A 14,969-nucleotide genomic window follows, 5' to 3' on the forward strand; every position below is an offset into this window, starting at 1 on the left:
ATGTATTTCTTCCAATGACTCAGTGCTGCAGAGCCGGTTTTTCCGCCCCATTGATCGGGATGCGTTTGGCTTTCGCTTCTTCCGGGATCACACGCAGCAGGTCGATACTCAACAAACCGTTGCGCAGTTCGGCGGCCCTAATTTCGATGTGGTCCGCCAGACGGAACGACAGTTTGAAGGCGCGCTGTGCGATGCCCTGGTACAGGTAAGTGACGTTTTCGTCCGCGTCACGTTTGCCGCCACTGATGGTCAGTACACCTTTTTCTACTTGCAGGTCCAGGTCGTCTTCCTGGAAACCGGCGGCCGCTACAACAATGCGGTATTGATCATCACCGTATTTTTCAACGTTGTAGGGTGGATAGGTGCTGCCTGGCTCATTGCGCAGGGCGGTTTCGAACAGGTCGTTGAAACGGTCGAAACCTACCGAGGAACGGAACAGTGGGGCCAAGGAAAATGCAGTACTCATGATTCAAATCTCCTGAACATAATCAGCAAGTTTTTTTGTCTCCGCGACCCGAATTCGGCATCGCGTAATCCTTAGATAAGGACCGCTGATTACTTTTCAAGAGATTATTTTCAGATTTTTTTTTCAAGCAGATTCAGGCGGCTTCAGACACCTGCAACCCCAGTAAACGCGAGACCTGATCCAGCTCGGTTTCACGACGCAGGACGCCGAACAACTCTACCGCTTCGGGATAATTACGGGTCAGCATTGCCAGCCATTGCTTCAGGCGACCCGGCGATTGGCGCGGTGTCATCTGGGCCTTGGCTTGCAGCCAGAAATCCTGAATCAGCGGCAGCAGCTCGGCCCAGGTCATCTCGACGACCTCCTCACCGGCGCGGGCGGCGGCGATTTGTCGGGCCAGGTCCGGGCGCGACACCAGGCCACGACCGAGCATGATGTCTTCGACGCCGCTGATCTCGCGGCAACGGCGCCAGTCCTCGACGCTCCAGATGTCACCGTTGGCGAACACTGGCACCTTGACCACGTCCTGCACCCGCGGGATCCATTCCCAGTGAGCTGGCGGCTTGTAGCCATCCGTTTTGGTCCGCGCGTGAACCACGATGTGCGCAGCGCCGCCTTCAGCCAGGGCCGTGGCGCAAACCAGCGAGCCATCGGGACTGTCGAAGCCCAGGCGCATTTTGGCGGTCACTGGAATGTGTGCTGGCACCGCGCGGCGGACATGTTCGACGATTTCGTTGAGCAGCTCAGGCTCTTTGAGCAGAACGGCGCCACCGCGCGACTTATTGACGGTCTTGGCCGGGCAGCCGAAGTTCAGGTCGATGACTTCGGAACCCAACTCGCAGGCCAGTGCAGCGTTTTCCGCCAGACACACCGGATCAGAGCCAAGCAGTTGTACCCGCAGCGGCACACCGGAGGCGGTACGGGCGCCGGTCAGCAGTTCCGGACCGAACTTGTGGTAGTAGGCAGGCGTGAGCAGCTGATCGTTGATCCGAATGAACTCGGTTACACACCAATCGATACCGCCCACACGGGTCAGCACGTCCCGCAGGATGTTGTCGACCAACCCCTCCATGGGCGCCAAAGCAATTTGCATGAAAAACACACTCGACGAAAAACGTGCGGCAGTTTACTGGTTTCGGCGTGCAGAAGGTATTTCGTCAGACCGGACGGTGGCAAATGTGCGGACTGTGTCAGCTTGGAACTTGCAACGCCGGGCCGTAGCCCTCGATGAATTCCGCCGGCATGCGCTTGGGCTTGCCGGTCGACAGTTCGATGCACACGAACGTGGTCTGCGCCCGCAGCAACGTCGAGTTGTCACTGGGACGCTTGAGCTGGAAGTGGCGGGTCATTTTCAGGCGCTGGTCCCAATCGACGATCCAGGTCGCCAGCTGCAGTTCATCGCCCTCATACGCCGCCGCAAGGTAATCGATCTCATGCCGCACCACCGCCATCGCCCGGTCCAGCCGCCGATACTCGACCAGGTCCAGGCCCAGCCGCTGCGAGTGACGCCAGGCACAGCGTTCGAGCCAGGTCACGTACACCGCGTTGTTCGCGTGGCCCAGCCCATCGATGTCTTCGGCGCCCACTTCCAGATCAATGATAAACGGCGTTGCTCGATCCCAGCCCATGCCCCACTCCCGGTCAGATTATTTCGACCGGGGCAGTGTAACGGAAGCTCAGGCCGATTGGCGCGATTGCAGGCTACGACCGGCCAGCAGCGAGAGCACGCCATCGATCACCCGCGGATCGGCCAGGACTCGCTGATGACCGCCCTCTTCCAGGCGCAACAAGCGACTATCGAACCAGGCTTCGTGAATCAATTGGGATTCCTTGACCGAAACATAGTTGTCGTCCTCGGCATGGACGATCAGGCCGGGCATGTCGAGCTGATAGTGCGCGACATCCAGCGCAGCGGCGCGCATGCCGACGTCTTTTTCGACCTGACGAATGAACGCCGAACGGGCTTTGGGCGGCAGGCGCACATAACGCGCAAAACCGCGCAGCACCCCGAGAATTCGCGCCGGGGCGGCGATCGAGACCAAGGTTTCGGTGCGCAGGCCCAACTGCACCGCGAGCATGGCGCTGGCGCCACCCATGGAGTGACCGATTACCGCTTGCAGCGGCGGTAGTTCGGCGGCCGCTTCGAGCATCGCCCGGGCGAACAGCACCACATTGGCTTCGCTTCCAGGCGAGCGACCGTGAGCCGGGCCGTCCAGGGCGACCACGGTGTAACCGGCATCGACCAGCGCCGTGATCAGCGCGGCAAACTGCGTTGGCCGGCCTTCCCAGCCATGCATCAACAACACCGCCGGACCCTGCCCCCAACGCAGCGCCGAGAGGCCGAAGCGCAAGGTGATCCGCTCGGATTTCGCCAGCAGCGGCAATTCCCAATCACGCGGCGGCAATTCCCGCGGGGTCATGAATGCCAGACGCATCTTGCTCGCCACCAGCTTCGGCGCGAACCAGCCCAAGGTGCCATTAACGCCACGAACCCAGCTCAACGTGTTCATCGCTCATCTCCCCAGGCTGGATGCCTTTAGGTCACAACACCGCCGATTTGGCGGCGCGCAGCAATCGATCGGACAACTCTCCTGGCCCCAGCGCCCGCGCCAGCGCCAAACCACCCACCATCAAGGCGATGTCGGCCAAGGCCTTGTCAGTGTCTTCCGGGCTGGCTGCCAACTGCGCGACCATCAATTCAACATGTTCATTCAACGCCACACGGAATTCGTCCGGCAGACGGCCCAGTTCACTGATCGACGCTGGAACCGGGCATGCCTGCTCGGTGGAATCACGGTGTTTGCGCGACAGGTAGAACGCTGCGACCAACGCGCGACGCTCTTCGCCGGTCAACTCGGCATCCATGTCGGCGATCAAGTCACGACGATGACTGAGCAGCTGCTTGAACGCTTCCAGCATCAACGCGTCCTTGCTCTCGAAGTGCGCATAGAAACCACCAACCGTCAGGCCGGCCGCGCCCATCACTTCACCCACGCTCGGCTCGGCCGGACCGCGCTGGATCAGCGCTGCACTGGCAGCCTTGAGGATGCGTTCGCGGGTTTGAGCTTTTTTATCGTTCATCGTTACCTCCGAATATTACGACTAGAATATTATTCTCATAATAATTTTTCGCAAGTCGTGGATGTGACCGCTGGTCTGAAGAACAGTTTTGGGGGGAAAAGGAGATTTGGCCAAACGCCAGACAAACAAAAGGGCCATTCAATAATTGAATGACCCTTAAAAATCCCGCAGAGCGGGTAATCGTGGCGTCCCCTAGGGGACTCGAACCCCTGTTACCGCCGTGAAAGGGCGGTGTCCTAGGCCACTAGACGAAGGGGACACAAACCCTTCTATACAACTGATCAGTGCTGAGAGCTGATCGATTCAAGGCCGGTGTGGCCAGACCTTGAACTGTAAAATTGGTGGAGCTAGACGGGATCGAACCGTCGACCTCTTGCATGCCATGCAAGCGCTCTCCCAGCTGAGCTATAGCCCCGGATTTTTCGCCTCGCGGCGGAGCGATATCTTGCAACATCGCTTCTGTAAAACTGGCGTCCCCTAGGGGACTCGAACCCCTGTTACCGCCGTGAAAGGGCGGTGTCCTAGGCCACTAGACGAAGGGGACGCAAACCCTTCTATACAACTGATCAACGCTGAGTGTTGATCGCTTCAAGGCCGGTGTGGCCAGACCTTGAAGTGTAAATTGGTGGAGCTAGACGGGATCGAACCGTCGACCTCTTGCATGCCATGCAAGCGCTCTCCCAGCTGAGCTATAGCCCCTCATCGCTGAGGACGGGGCGAATCTTAATGGCGCATCGGAAAGCTGTCAAACTTATTTTTCAAAAAATTTAAAATTTTTTGCCGACATAACAATCACTTACCGCCCTCCCCCCGTAAATTCGGGGGAAGCGCCGAAGATCAGGATCAAAAGATCGCGGCCTCCGGCAGTTCCTACAGAGTCAAACGCCGTCAGGCAATCGCGCCCAGAAGCTTTTCCCACTCTTTGTTTTCTTTCTTCGACACGCCGCCCAGCAGGTCAATGGCCTGGCGCAGACGGAAACGGGTCAGGTCCGGACCGAGGATTTCCATCGCATCGAGTACCGATACCGAACTGGCCTGCCCGGTGATCGCGGCAAACATCAGCGGCATGGCGTCACGCAGCTTCAGCTCCAGGGATTCAACCACCGCCTGAATCGTCGCGGTGATGCTGTCCTTCTCCCACTGACGCAGGCTTTCCAGCTTCCACAGGATCAATTGCATCAACTGACGAACCTGATCGCCCGAGAGCTTCTTGGATTCGAACAGTTTAGCGTCTGGATTGACGCCACCAGCGAAGAAGAAGCCGGCCAGCGGTGCGACCTGGCTGAAGGTTTCAACTCGGCCCTGCACGTGCGGCGCGATCTTCATCATGTATTCAGGGTTCAGCGCCCACTTCTGCACGCGAGCGGCGAACTCTTCCACCGGCAGGTCACGCAGCCACTGGCCGTTGAGCCACGACAGCTTCTCGATGTCGAAAATCGGCCCGCCAAGCGAGACGCGGCTCAGGTCGAAGTTGTCGACCATTTCCTGCAGGGAGAACTTCTCGCGCTCGTCTGGCATCGACCAGCCCATGCGGCCCAGGTAGTTGAGCATCGCTTCCGGCATGAAGCCCATGCGCTCGTAGAACGTCACCGAGGTCGGGTTCTTGCGCTTGGACAGCTTGCTCTTGTCCGGGTTACGCAGCAGCGGCATGTAGCACAGCTGCGGCTGCTCCCAGCCGAAGTACTCGTACAGCAGGATCAGTTTCGGTGCCGAAGGCAGCCATTCTTCACCGCGCAGCACGTGGGTGATGCCCATCAGGTGGTCGTCGACCACGTTGGCCAGGAAGTACGTCGGCAGGCCGTCGGTCTTCATGAGCACTTGCATGTCCATGCGATCCCACGGGATCTCGACGTCACCACGCAGCATGTCCGGCACCACGCACACGCCTTCGGTCGGCACTTTCATGCGGATCACGTGGGGTTCGCCGGCGGCCAGGCGGCGCGCGACTTCTTCCTTGGACAGCAACAGCGCACGGCCGTCGTAACGCGGGGTCTCACCGCGGGCCATTTGCTCGGCGCGCATCTGGTCCAGTTCTTCGGCAGTGCAGAAGCATGGGAAGGCATGGCCCATGTCGACCAATTGCTGGCAGTACTTCTGGTAGATATCGCCGCGCTCACTCTGACGGTAAGGACCGTGCGGGCCGCCGACGTCCGGGCCTTCGCTCCAGTCGATACCCAGCCAGCGCAGGGCGTCGAAAATCTGCTGTTCGGACTCGCGGGTCGAACGCAGTTGGTCGGTGTCTTCGATCCGCAGGATGAACTCACCGCCATGCTGCTTGGCAAAGCAGTAGTTGAACAAAGCGATGTAAGCGGTACCTACGTGGGGGTCCCCGGTAGGCGATGGCGCGATGCGAGTGCGGACGGTGGTCATGGCATGTCTCAAAAAGAATGAAAAGCGAAGATCAAACAAGGGGCGAATGGTAACAGGCGATAGCCGCCCGGCTCCAGTGAGTGCGGGATTTAAGCGCTGCAGGAGCTGCCAAGGCTGCGATCTTTTGACTTTGCCTGTAAAAACAAGATCAAAAGATCGCAGCCTTCGGCAGCTTCTACAGAGGGAGCGTCAAACCGCGATCAACCGCTCCCGCAGCTTGCCGATTTCGTCGCGCAGCTGTGCCGCGGCTTCGAACTCCAGGTCGCGGGCGAGCTGGTACATCTTCTCTTCCAGCTGACGAATGCGCTTGGTGATCTCGCTCGGCGAGCGCAGTTCGGCTTCGTATTTGGCGCTTTCCTCAGCAGCCTTGGCCATGCCTTTGCGCTTCTTGCTGCGCGAACCCGGCACAGTCGCGCCTTCCATAATGTCGGCAACGTCCTTGAACACCCCTTTGGGCGTAATGCCGTTGGCCAGGTTGAAGGCGATCTGCTTGTCGCGACGACGCTCGGTTTCGCCGATTGCCCGCTCCATGGAACCAGTAATCCGATCCGCATACAGAATCGCCCGGCCATTAAGGTTGCGTGCCGCCCGGCCAATAGTCTGAATCAGCGAGCGCTCGGAGCGCAGGAAGCCTTCCTTGTCGGCATCGAGAATCGCCACCAGCGAGACTTCCGGCATGTCCAGGCCTTCACGCAGCAGGTTGATCCCCACCAGCACATCGAAGGTGCCGAGGCGCAAGTCACGGATGATCTCGACCCGCTCCACGGTGTCGATGTCCGAGTGCAGATAACGCACGCGCACGCCGTGATCGGCCAGGTAATCGGTCAAATCCTCGGACATGCGCTTGGTCAGCGTGGTCACCAGCACCCGCTCTTCCAGCGCCACACGCTTGGTGATTTCCGAAAGCAAGTCGTCGACTTGAGTCAGCGCCGGACGGATTTCGATCTGCGGGTCCACCAGGCCAGTCGGGCGCACCACTTGCTCGACCACGCGCCCTGCGTGTTCAGCCTCGTAATTGCCCGGCGTGGCCGAGACAAATATTGTCTGCGGGCTAATGCCTTCGAACTCGTCGAAACGCATTGGCCGGTTATCCAGCGCCGATGGCAGGCGGAAGCCATATTCCACCAGCGTTTCCTTACGGGACCGGTCGCCCTTATACATGGCACCGACCTGCGGCACGCTGACGTGGGATTCGTCGATCACCAGCAAGGCGTCGGCCGGCAGGTAGTCAAACAAGGTGGGCGGCGCCTCGCCGGATGCACGGCCCGACAGGTAGCGCGAGTAGTTTTCGATGCCGTTGCAGTAACCCAGCTCCAGAATCATCTCCAGGTCGAAACGAGTGCGCTGCTCCAGCCGCTGGGCTTCTACCAGTTTGTTGTTGGAACGCAGGTATTCCAGGCGCTCCTGCAACTCGACCTTGATCCCCTCGACGGCGTCGAGCAGGGTTTCCCGAGGCGTCACGTAGTGGCTCTTCGGATAGAAGGTGAAGCGCGGCAGCTTGCGGATGACTTCGCCCGTCAACGGATCAAAAGCAGACAGACTCTCCACCTCGTCATCGAACAGCTCGATGCGGATCGCCTCAAAATCGGATTCCGCCGGGTGGATATCAATCACATCGCCACGCACCCGGAAAGTCGCCCGGGCGAAGTCCACGTCGTTGCGGGTGTATTGCAGGTCGGCCAAGCGACGCAGCAGCGCACGCTGGTCGAGCTTGTCGCCGCGATCCACGTGCAACACCATCTTCAAATAGGTTTCCGGGCTGCCCAGACCGTAGATGCACGACACCGTGGTGACGATGATCGCGTCTTTTCGCTCCAGCAGCGCTTTGGTCGCGGACAGGCGCATCTGCTCGATGTGGTCGTTGATCGAGGCGTCCTTCTCAATGAAGGTGTCGGACGACGGCACATAGGCTTCGGGCTGGTAGTAGTCGTAATAGGACACGAAGTATTCAACGGCGTTGTTCGGGAAGAACGCCTTGAACTCGCCATACAACTGCGCAGCCAGGGTCTTGTTCGGCGCCAGCACCAGCGTCGGGCGCTGTACTTGGGCGATCACGTTGGCGATGCTGAAGGTCTTGCCCGAGCCGGTCACACCGAGCAGCGTCTGGTGCGCCAGCCCGGCCTCGATGCCCTCGACCATCAGACGGATGGCTTCCGGCTGATCGCCGGCGGGCTCGAAGCGGGTGACTAGCTGGAATTCAGACATACATACCTCTGGTTCACTCTTGCCCGGTTAAGCCGGACAGGAACGAGAAAGACCGCAAACGACCGATGTCGCCCGAGGAAAAAACTGGATTGTGCTCAATGTGGAGCCGATTGCCATCCCTTTCAAGGCAAACGTCCTACATCGGGTAAAACCTTTGACGATGCCACTCGACCAACGATCGAAAAATAATTGGAAAAACTTACCGTAAAAGGCGAATCGCCTGTCGCCATCAATCGCTGATGGCCTCTATACTAGCTCCCCGTTTGTGCACCGCTCTAGTGCATTCGGCTGGAGCGCGACACGTCCCTCCACACTCCATTCAGAGCCGCCGCAATAATGAGCCTGTTCTCCGCTGTCGAAATGGCACCACGCGATCCAATCCTGGGCCTCAACGAAGCATTCAATGCCGATACCCGTACCACCAAGGTCAACCTGGGGGTCGGTGTTTACTGCGACGAGCAAGGGCGAATCCCTCTCCTGCGCGCCGTTGTCGAAGCCGAGACGATTCGCGCCGCTCAACACGTTTCCCGTGGTTACTTGCCGATCGACGGCATCGCCGCTTACGACCAGGCCGTGCAGAAACTGCTGTTCGGCAATGATTCGCCGCTGATCGCTGCTGGCCGGGTCATCACCACCCAGGCCGTCGGCGGTACTGGCGCACTGAAAATCGGTGCCGATTTCCTCAAGCAACTGCTGCCGAATGCCGTCGTGGCGATCAGCGACCCGAGCTGGGAAAACCATCGCGCACTGTTCGAAACCGCCGGTTTCCCAGTACAGAACTATCGCTACTATGACGCCGCCACCCACGACGTTAACCGCGCCGGCCTGCTGGAAGACCTGAACGCCCTGCCGTCCGGCTCCATCGTTGTGCTGCACGCTTGCTGCCACAACCCGACCGGCGTCGACCTGAGCCCGGCGGACTGGAAAAACGTGCTGGACGTGGTGAAAGCCAAAGGTCACGTTCCATTCCTCGACATGGCCTACCAGGGCTTTGGCGACGGTATCGATGAAGACGCTGCCGCTGTGCGCCTGTTCGCCGAATCGAACCTGACCTTCTTCGTTTCCAGTTCGTTCTCCAAATCCTTCTCGTTGTACGGCGAACGCGTTGGCGCCCTGTCGATCGTCAGCGAATCGAAAGAAGAAAGCGCGCGCGTGCTGTCGCAAGTCAAACGCGTGATCCGCACCAACTACTCCAACCCGCCGACCCACGGTGCAAGCATCGTCGCCGCTGTGCTGAACAGCCCGGTATTGCGTGCCCAGTGGGAAGAAGAACTGGCAGAAATGCGCCTGCGGATTCGCGGCATGCGCACCCAGATGGTCGACCTGCTGGCGAAAAACGCTCCACAGCGCGATTTCAGCTTCGTCGGTCGCCAACGCGGCATGTTCTCCTACTCCGGCCTGACGGTTGAGCAAGTGACCCGTCTGCGCAACGAGTTCGGCATCTACGCCCTGGACACCGGCCGCATCTGCGTTGCCGCGCTGAACCAGAGCAACATCGACGCCGTGACCAAGGCCATCGTTCAGGTGATCTGAGTCGTCGCGTGACGTGAAAACGGGAAGCCAAAATGGCTTCCCGTTTTTTATTGGCCTCAGATAAATCTCAAAGCAGCCGCTGCGCCCTTTAAACTCCCACAGGCTTTATGTACACCCGAGAATTCTTGCGAGAACCCCACATGAAAAACGACGACCTACGCGCCGACCGCGACGAGCTGGACCACTTCGTGCCCCGCTCCTCGGCCAAACGCGGTAATAACCTGGTACTGCAAGTGGCCGCGGGCGTGTTCCTTGGCGGCCTGGCCTTGTGGCTGGTGCAACTGGCCGCCACGATGCTGTATGCCAAGCTGATGCTCGGCACCATCACTTTTGGCGGTTAGGCCAATTCGCTCGCACGCTGGCTGGCCGCATCGTCATAGGCGACATAAAGCGACTCGGCCACCTGGCTTTTGATCGCCTTGGTGCTTTCCAGACCCAGGACAAAACCTTCGGCCTTGCCGCCTGCGCGGTTCAGCTCGTCAGCGGTGCTGGCCTGAGTGATTGCGTCGAACAGTTTCTCGGCGTGCGGGCCGACACCTTTGGGCAGGCTGATCTGAGCGATGCTCATGGGAACACCCCACTGTTTCGGGGTGTGAAGGCTGGGTGATTCATGGCGCATACCTTTTCGGCTGAGGGCCGGCAGCGCGTGTCACCACTTCCGGGCAGCCATGGTAGACCTCTCCCGCGCTTCTGGTAACCGCCGATGGCCGATAAACCTCCCTCTGATCCGATGAAAACATCAAATTGCCAACAGAGGCTTGACTTCTCTTTTTGAATCAGTAACATACACGCCATTCCGCGATAGCTCAGTTGGTAGAGCAAGTGACTGTTAATCACTGGGTCCCTGGTTCGAGTCCAGGTCGTGGAGCCAGACAGCAAAATCGAAAAGCCCCTGAATCGAAAGGTTCAGGGGCTTTTTTGTGCTTGCCATAAAGTCAAAAGATCGCAGCCTGCGGCAGCTCCTACAGAATTGGTGTTCGCCCGATGATTCACGGGCGTTCGCAATTCCAATGTAGGAGCTGCCGCAGGCTGCGATCTTTTGATCTACCAGTCTTTAGACATGCTCACCGCTTTTCGCATGCACCGCTCGCAACTCGGCGTGCCCATGGTCCATCTCCACCACCGGAATCTCATTCCCGTCGCAGTCGCGCAGTTTACCCTCACTGAAGTAATCCCCTTCCCGCAACGCCGCCAGGTCTTGATAACGCAAGACCCGCTCGGTACCGGCGGCAAACACCGATTGCTGGTCCGAGTTGCCGGCCGTGAGGTGGTTGAAGGTCAGGTTCAGCACGATGGCCATGATCGCCGAGGAGCTGATGCCCGAGTGGAAGATCGTCGAGAACCAGCTTGGAAAGTGGTCGTAGAAGTTCGGGGCGGCGATGGGAATCATGCCGAAACCGATGGAAGTGGCGACGATGATCAGGTTGACGTTGTTGCGGTAGTCGACCTTGGACAGTGTCCGAATGCCGCTGGCGGCGACAGTACCGAACAACACGATGCCGGCGCCGCCGAGCACCGAGGTCGGCACGGCGGCGATGACCCGGCCCATGAACGGCAGCAATCCGAGCACCACCAGAAACACACCACCCGTGGCCACCACGAAGCGGCTCTTGATCCCGGTCACCGCCACCAGCCCGACGTTCTGGGCGAAGGCGCTCTGAGTGAAGGAGCCGAAGATTGGCGCGATCATGCTCGACAGCATGTCGGCGCGCAAACCGTTGCCCAGGCGTTTGGAGTCGACCTTGGTGCCGATGATTTCACCGACGGCGAGGATATCGGCCGAGGTTTCCACCAGGGTCACCATGACCACGATGCACATCGACAGAATCGCGGCGAAGTGGAAGGTCGGCATGCCGAAATGGAACGGCGCCGGAAAGCCGAACATCGGCCCTTGGGTAACGGACGAGAAATCCGCCATGCCGAGGAACACAGCGATGACCGTGCCGATAACCATCGCCAGGAGGATCGACAAACGGGAGATGGTCGCGCTGCCGATCTTGCTCAGAAGCAGCACCAGCACCAGCGTCACCGCCGCCAGACCGATGTTCGCCATGCTGCCGAAATCCGGCGCATGGCTGTTACCACCCATGGCCCAGCGCGCGGCCACCGGCATCAGCGTCAGGCCGATGGTGGTGATCACAATACCCGTCACCAGCGGCGGAAAGAACTTGGTAATCCTTGAGAACACCGGCGTGATCAGCAAGCCAATCAGCGACGCGGCAATCACCGCCCCGAGAATCGACTGAAAGCCACCCTCCCCGCCACTGCTGACAATCGCGACCATGGTCGCAACGCCGGAGAACGACACGCCCTGCACCAGCGGCAACTGACAACCGAAAAACGGCAAACCCAGGGTTTGCAGCAATGTCGCCAGCCCCCCTGCAAACAATGAAGCAGCAATCAACAAACCGATGTCCGCCGGCGAGAGCCCGGCCGCCTGGCCGATGATCAAAGGCACCGCGACAATACCGCCGTACATGGTCAGAACGTGTTGCAGGCCATAAGCCATATTCGCGCCGATCCCAAGGTTTTCGTCCTCGGGCCGTTGGTGTGAAACATGGGGCGTTTTCATGGTTGGGGGGTTCCCTGGTTTTTGTTATGCGCACACTGTATTCAATACCAAGGACAAATGTCCATATAGTTGTATACAACTAGCCAGTCAGATTATGGACACTTGTCCACGCCGCCCCTTGGCCATAACACCTCCACCCCAAAACCTCTTGAAATACATCCTTGCGCCCCGTTCCCTCCCCACCGCTAATCTTTTGCTTTCCAAGCGACCGCCGGCACGGACGCCTCTCGCTTATACATATAAAGTATGCATAATGAAGTCATTCGAAATTCAGTATCACAAGGCAAAGAACGCGGCCAACAAACTAAAACATCAAGGCATCAGCCTCGCAGAGACAGAACCGGTGTTTTATGACGAACGAGCCCTGACTTTTCAGGACGACCATCATGATGAGCAGCGGTGGATCATCATGGGGCTGGATGCCAAAGGTCGCTTGCTGGTCGTTGCGTACACCTATCGCGACCCGAATTTCGTGCGAATCATTTCCGCGCGCATCGCCACCAAAGGCGAGCGTCGCCACTATTTGGAGGCTTGAACGATGAAAGACGAATACGACTTCAGCAATGCCAAGCGCGGAGCGATTGCCTCCAGCAAAGGCAAGACCCGAATCACCATCATGCTCGACGATGTCGTCATAGAGGCTGCACGCGCTCTGGCAGAAAACGAGGGGTATGGCTACCAGACAGTGATCAACAATACTTTGCGCCAGGTGTTGCTCAGCGATAAAGGCAAAGCGGCGAAGCCCGATGAGAACACCGCGGATGCAAACGTCGGGCATTTCAAAAAAGGCATAACCGCCTCGGAGCTGAAAAGCCTGGAGAAAAAATTGTCAGAGGCCCTCAACGAAATCCATCACGTGATGGAGCTCGAAGTTCGTTCCTAGACACAAACCGCTTGAGTCGGCCCAATGAAAAAGGGGCGAATTGATCAGATCCGCCCCTTCGCGTGGTGCTCAGTTTGCCTGCGGCACCGGCTCGATCAACCGCTCCAGCACCGGTTTCAACGCCCCCTTCGCCGGCACTCGAATGTCGAATTCACGTTCCAGCAACCCGATCAACTCATCCACATCCGTCACCTGCCGCCGCTCGCTGTCGCTGCCCATGTGGTGGATGGCAAAACTGCCGTTGTTCAGCGTGCGTCGCCATCCCTCCCCCGTCCTCGCCACCATCAATTGTTTGACGAAGGACGATTCGGGATGAGTCGAGACGTACCAGTTACCGAGGGTGTAATCGATGTCTCCCTGACGTTGCAGGTCGAAGATGTACATCGCGCGCCATTCACCGCCGACGTTGGCACGCAAGGTGTAGCCGTCCACATGCTGTTCGATGCGATAGGATTCATGAGGGGTGAGTTGCTCAACATCGGTGTCGAGGATCAATGGCGCGGTAGGCACCAGGCCGCCAAAGCCGACGTCGGTGATGTAGCGCACGCCGTCGAGGGTCACCAGGCTCAAGCGGTGAGTGCGTGCGGTCCACGCGCCTTCGGGCTGGTTCATGACCACGCGCCCGGTGATGCCGCGCGCCTCGAAACCCAGCGTCTGCAGCAAGGCCAGGAACAGGTTGTTGAGTTCGTAGCAGTAACCGCCACGGCCGTCGTGCAGGACTTTCTGCTCGATGGACGGCAGGTCGATGAGTACCGGTTGCCCTAACAGCGTGGTGAGATTTTCGAACGGAAAAGCACCGGTGTGGCGCAACTGCAGTTGACGCAGGGTTTCCAGGGTCGGCGCCGGGGGCGCTTCGAAACCCAGGCGTTGCAGGTATAGCGCAAGATTTGTCAGTCGTGGTTCGCTCATCGCTCAATCCTTATGCATGGAGCCCGCGGATCGCTCCGCCGATGGCCGCCATGTATAAGGGAAAAAGCGCTCGGACCGATAATTGATTTCGCCAATCGCCGCACGCGCCAAAACTATCGCCGTTTGCGTGAACCCAATCGAATCCACGTCGGCGCGTGATCGCTGGCATGAGGTTCGTTGCGGACCCAGGCGTCGACGCCGGCCTCTTGCAGATAAGGACTCGCTGCCTGATTGAGCAGTAGATGATCGATGCGCAGTCCCGAGTTTTTCTGCCAGTGCTGGCGGAAGTAGTCCCAGAAGGTGTAGATCTGCTCCTCCGGGTACAGATGACGCAGGGAGTCGGTCCAGCCCTGATCCAGCAGACGCTGATAACACGCACGACTCTCGGGTTGCAGCAGCGCGTCCTTGAGCCAGGAGCGTGGGTTGTAGATGTCCATATCGGTGGGCACCACGTTGTAGTCGCCGGCCAGCACCACCGGATGGTCGCTGCCTTGCAGGTCCTTGGCGTACGAGATCAGCCGCTCGAACCACGCCAGTTTGTAATCGAACTTCGGCCCTGGCTGCGGATTGCCGTTGGGCAAGTACAGACAACCCACCAGAACCCCGTGCACGGCCGCTTCGATGTAGCGGCTATGGGTATCGCTGTCATCGCCCGGCAAACCGCGCCGACTCTCCAGCGGTTGCGCATCGCGTGCCAGAATTGCCACCCCGTTCCACGACACCTGGCCCTGCCAGATCGCGCCATAACCAGCCGCCTCCAGCTCGGCGGCGGGAAACGCGCCATCCACCGATTTGAGTTCCTGCAGGCAGGCGATGTCTGGCTGCTCCCGCGCCAGCCACGCCAGTAGATTGGGCAGGCGCGCACGCATGCCGTTGACGTTGAAGGTGGCGATTTTCAGGTTGTTCATGATCCGATGCTCGCAACGGATGGGCGGTATCCAATTGTGACC

General features: G+C 59.1%; 15 protein-coding genes and 5 tRNA genes. 5 read left to right on the forward strand and 15 right to left on the reverse strand.

Annotated features, from left to right (window positions below):
• Positions 1 to 19: 19 nt before the first annotated feature.
• From AC1D2Q_RS17700 to uvrB, 11 genes are all read right to left on the reverse strand, one after another.
• Positions 20 to 466, reverse strand: coding sequence for an Hsp20 family protein (locus AC1D2Q_RS17700; RefSeq protein ID WP_305478220.1), 447 nt, complete (start codon positions 464 to 466; stop codon positions 20 to 22).
• Between the two features lie 133 nt (positions 467 to 599).
• Positions 600 to 1,559, reverse strand: coding sequence for a tRNA dihydrouridine synthase (locus AC1D2Q_RS17705; protein WP_064616984.1), 960 nt, complete (start codon positions 1,557 to 1,559; stop codon positions 600 to 602).
• A gap of 97 nt (positions 1,560 to 1,656) precedes the next feature.
• Complete coding sequence (locus AC1D2Q_RS17710) at positions 1,657 to 2,094, reverse strand: acyl-CoA thioesterase (RefSeq protein ID WP_477814007.1); 438 nt, start codon at positions 2,092 to 2,094, stop codon at positions 1,657 to 1,659.
• Positions 2,095 to 2,142: 48 nt separating this feature from the next.
• Positions 2,143 to 2,976, reverse strand: coding sequence for an alpha/beta fold hydrolase (locus AC1D2Q_RS17715; RefSeq protein WP_477814008.1), 834 nt, complete (start codon positions 2,974 to 2,976; stop codon positions 2,143 to 2,145).
• Positions 2,977 to 3,007: 31 nt separating this feature from the next.
• Positions 3,008 to 3,547 (reverse strand): TetR/AcrR family transcriptional regulator, encoded by a 540-nt coding sequence (locus AC1D2Q_RS17720; protein WP_477814009.1) that lies wholly within the window; start codon positions 3,545 to 3,547, stop codon positions 3,008 to 3,010.
• Positions 3,548 to 3,730: 183 nt separating this feature from the next.
• Positions 3,731 to 3,806, reverse strand: a tRNA-Glu gene (locus AC1D2Q_RS17725).
• Positions 3,807 to 3,886: 80 nt separating this feature from the next.
• Positions 3,887 to 3,962, reverse strand: a tRNA-Ala gene (locus AC1D2Q_RS17730).
• Between the two features lie 53 nt (positions 3,963 to 4,015).
• Positions 4,016 to 4,091: transfer RNA gene (locus AC1D2Q_RS17735), tRNA-Glu, on the reverse strand.
• A 79-nt stretch (positions 4,092 to 4,170) separates the two neighbouring features.
• Positions 4,171 to 4,246 (reverse strand) — tRNA-Ala (locus AC1D2Q_RS17740).
• Positions 4,247 to 4,435: 189 nt separating this feature from the next.
• Positions 4,436 to 5,917 carry a glutamate--tRNA ligase gene (gltX, locus tag AC1D2Q_RS17745; RefSeq protein WP_018928106.1) on the reverse strand — a complete coding sequence of 494 codons (1,482 nt, stop codon included), beginning with the start codon at positions 5,915 to 5,917 and terminating at the stop codon, positions 4,436 to 4,438.
• Between the two features lie 189 nt (positions 5,918 to 6,106).
• A complete protein-coding gene (uvrB, locus tag AC1D2Q_RS17750) occupies positions 6,107 to 8,122 on the reverse strand; it encodes an excinuclease ABC subunit UvrB (protein WP_019582112.1) in 2,016 nt (671 codons plus the stop codon).
• Between the two features lie 336 nt (positions 8,123 to 8,458).
• Between uvrB and AC1D2Q_RS17755 the strand changes: the two genes are divergently transcribed.
• Both AC1D2Q_RS17755 and AC1D2Q_RS17760 read left to right on the forward strand, forming a co-directional pair.
• Positions 8,459 to 9,655: an amino acid aminotransferase gene (locus AC1D2Q_RS17755; protein ID WP_086945457.1), complete on the forward strand. Its 1,197-nt coding sequence runs from the start codon at positions 8,459 to 8,461 to the stop codon at positions 9,653 to 9,655.
• A 140-nt stretch (positions 9,656 to 9,795) separates the two neighbouring features.
• Complete coding sequence (locus tag AC1D2Q_RS17760) at positions 9,796 to 9,996, forward strand: hypothetical protein (RefSeq protein WP_007935214.1); 201 nt, start codon at positions 9,796 to 9,798, stop codon at positions 9,994 to 9,996.
• Here AC1D2Q_RS17760 and AC1D2Q_RS17765 read toward each other — a convergent pair.
• Positions 9,993 to 10,223, reverse strand: a complete 231-nt coding sequence (locus AC1D2Q_RS17765; RefSeq protein WP_019649343.1) for a hypothetical protein — start codon at positions 10,221 to 10,223, stop codon at positions 9,993 to 9,995. The two genes, AC1D2Q_RS17760 and AC1D2Q_RS17765, sit on opposite strands and share 4 nt — an antisense overlap.
• 227 nt (positions 10,224 to 10,450) lie before the next feature.
• On the opposite strand from AC1D2Q_RS17765, the gene AC1D2Q_RS17770 reads away from it, so the two are divergent.
• Positions 10,451 to 10,526 (forward strand) — tRNA-Asn (locus tag AC1D2Q_RS17770).
• 183 nt (positions 10,527 to 10,709) lie between these two features.
• Here the strand turns inward: AC1D2Q_RS17770 and AC1D2Q_RS17775 are convergent.
• The gene (locus AC1D2Q_RS17775) at positions 10,710 to 12,227 is read right to left on the reverse strand and encodes a nucleobase:cation symporter-2 family protein (protein WP_477814010.1); all 1,518 of its coding nucleotides are present in this window, start codon (positions 12,225 to 12,227) and stop codon (positions 10,710 to 10,712) included.
• Positions 12,228 to 12,480: 253 nt separating this feature from the next.
• On the opposite strand from AC1D2Q_RS17775, the gene AC1D2Q_RS17780 reads away from it, so the two are divergent.
• Together AC1D2Q_RS17780 and AC1D2Q_RS17785 are read left to right on the forward strand one after the other, a co-directional pair.
• Positions 12,481 to 12,762 carry a BrnT family toxin gene (locus AC1D2Q_RS17780; RefSeq protein ID WP_477814011.1) on the forward strand — a complete coding sequence of 94 codons (282 nt, stop codon included), beginning with the start codon at positions 12,481 to 12,483 and terminating at the stop codon, positions 12,760 to 12,762.
• Between the two features lie 3 nt (positions 12,763 to 12,765).
• Positions 12,766 to 13,110 carry a BrnA antitoxin family protein gene (locus tag AC1D2Q_RS17785; protein ID WP_477814012.1) on the forward strand — a complete coding sequence of 115 codons (345 nt, stop codon included), beginning with the start codon at positions 12,766 to 12,768 and terminating at the stop codon, positions 13,108 to 13,110.
• A 69-nt stretch (positions 13,111 to 13,179) separates the two neighbouring features.
• On the opposite strand, the gene AC1D2Q_RS17790 is transcribed toward AC1D2Q_RS17785, so the two are convergent.
• Positions 13,180 to 14,019: an arylamine N-acetyltransferase family protein gene (locus AC1D2Q_RS17790; protein WP_477814013.1), complete on the reverse strand. Its 840-nt coding sequence runs from the start codon at positions 14,017 to 14,019 to the stop codon at positions 13,180 to 13,182.
• Between the two features lie 113 nt (positions 14,020 to 14,132).
• Positions 14,133 to 14,927: an exodeoxyribonuclease III gene (gene xth / locus AC1D2Q_RS17795; protein WP_477814014.1), complete on the reverse strand. Its 795-nt coding sequence runs from the start codon at positions 14,925 to 14,927 to the stop codon at positions 14,133 to 14,135.
• Positions 14,928 to 14,969: the final 42 nt, after the last annotated feature.

The organism is Pseudomonas sp. P1_A1 (genome assembly GCF_056406935.1).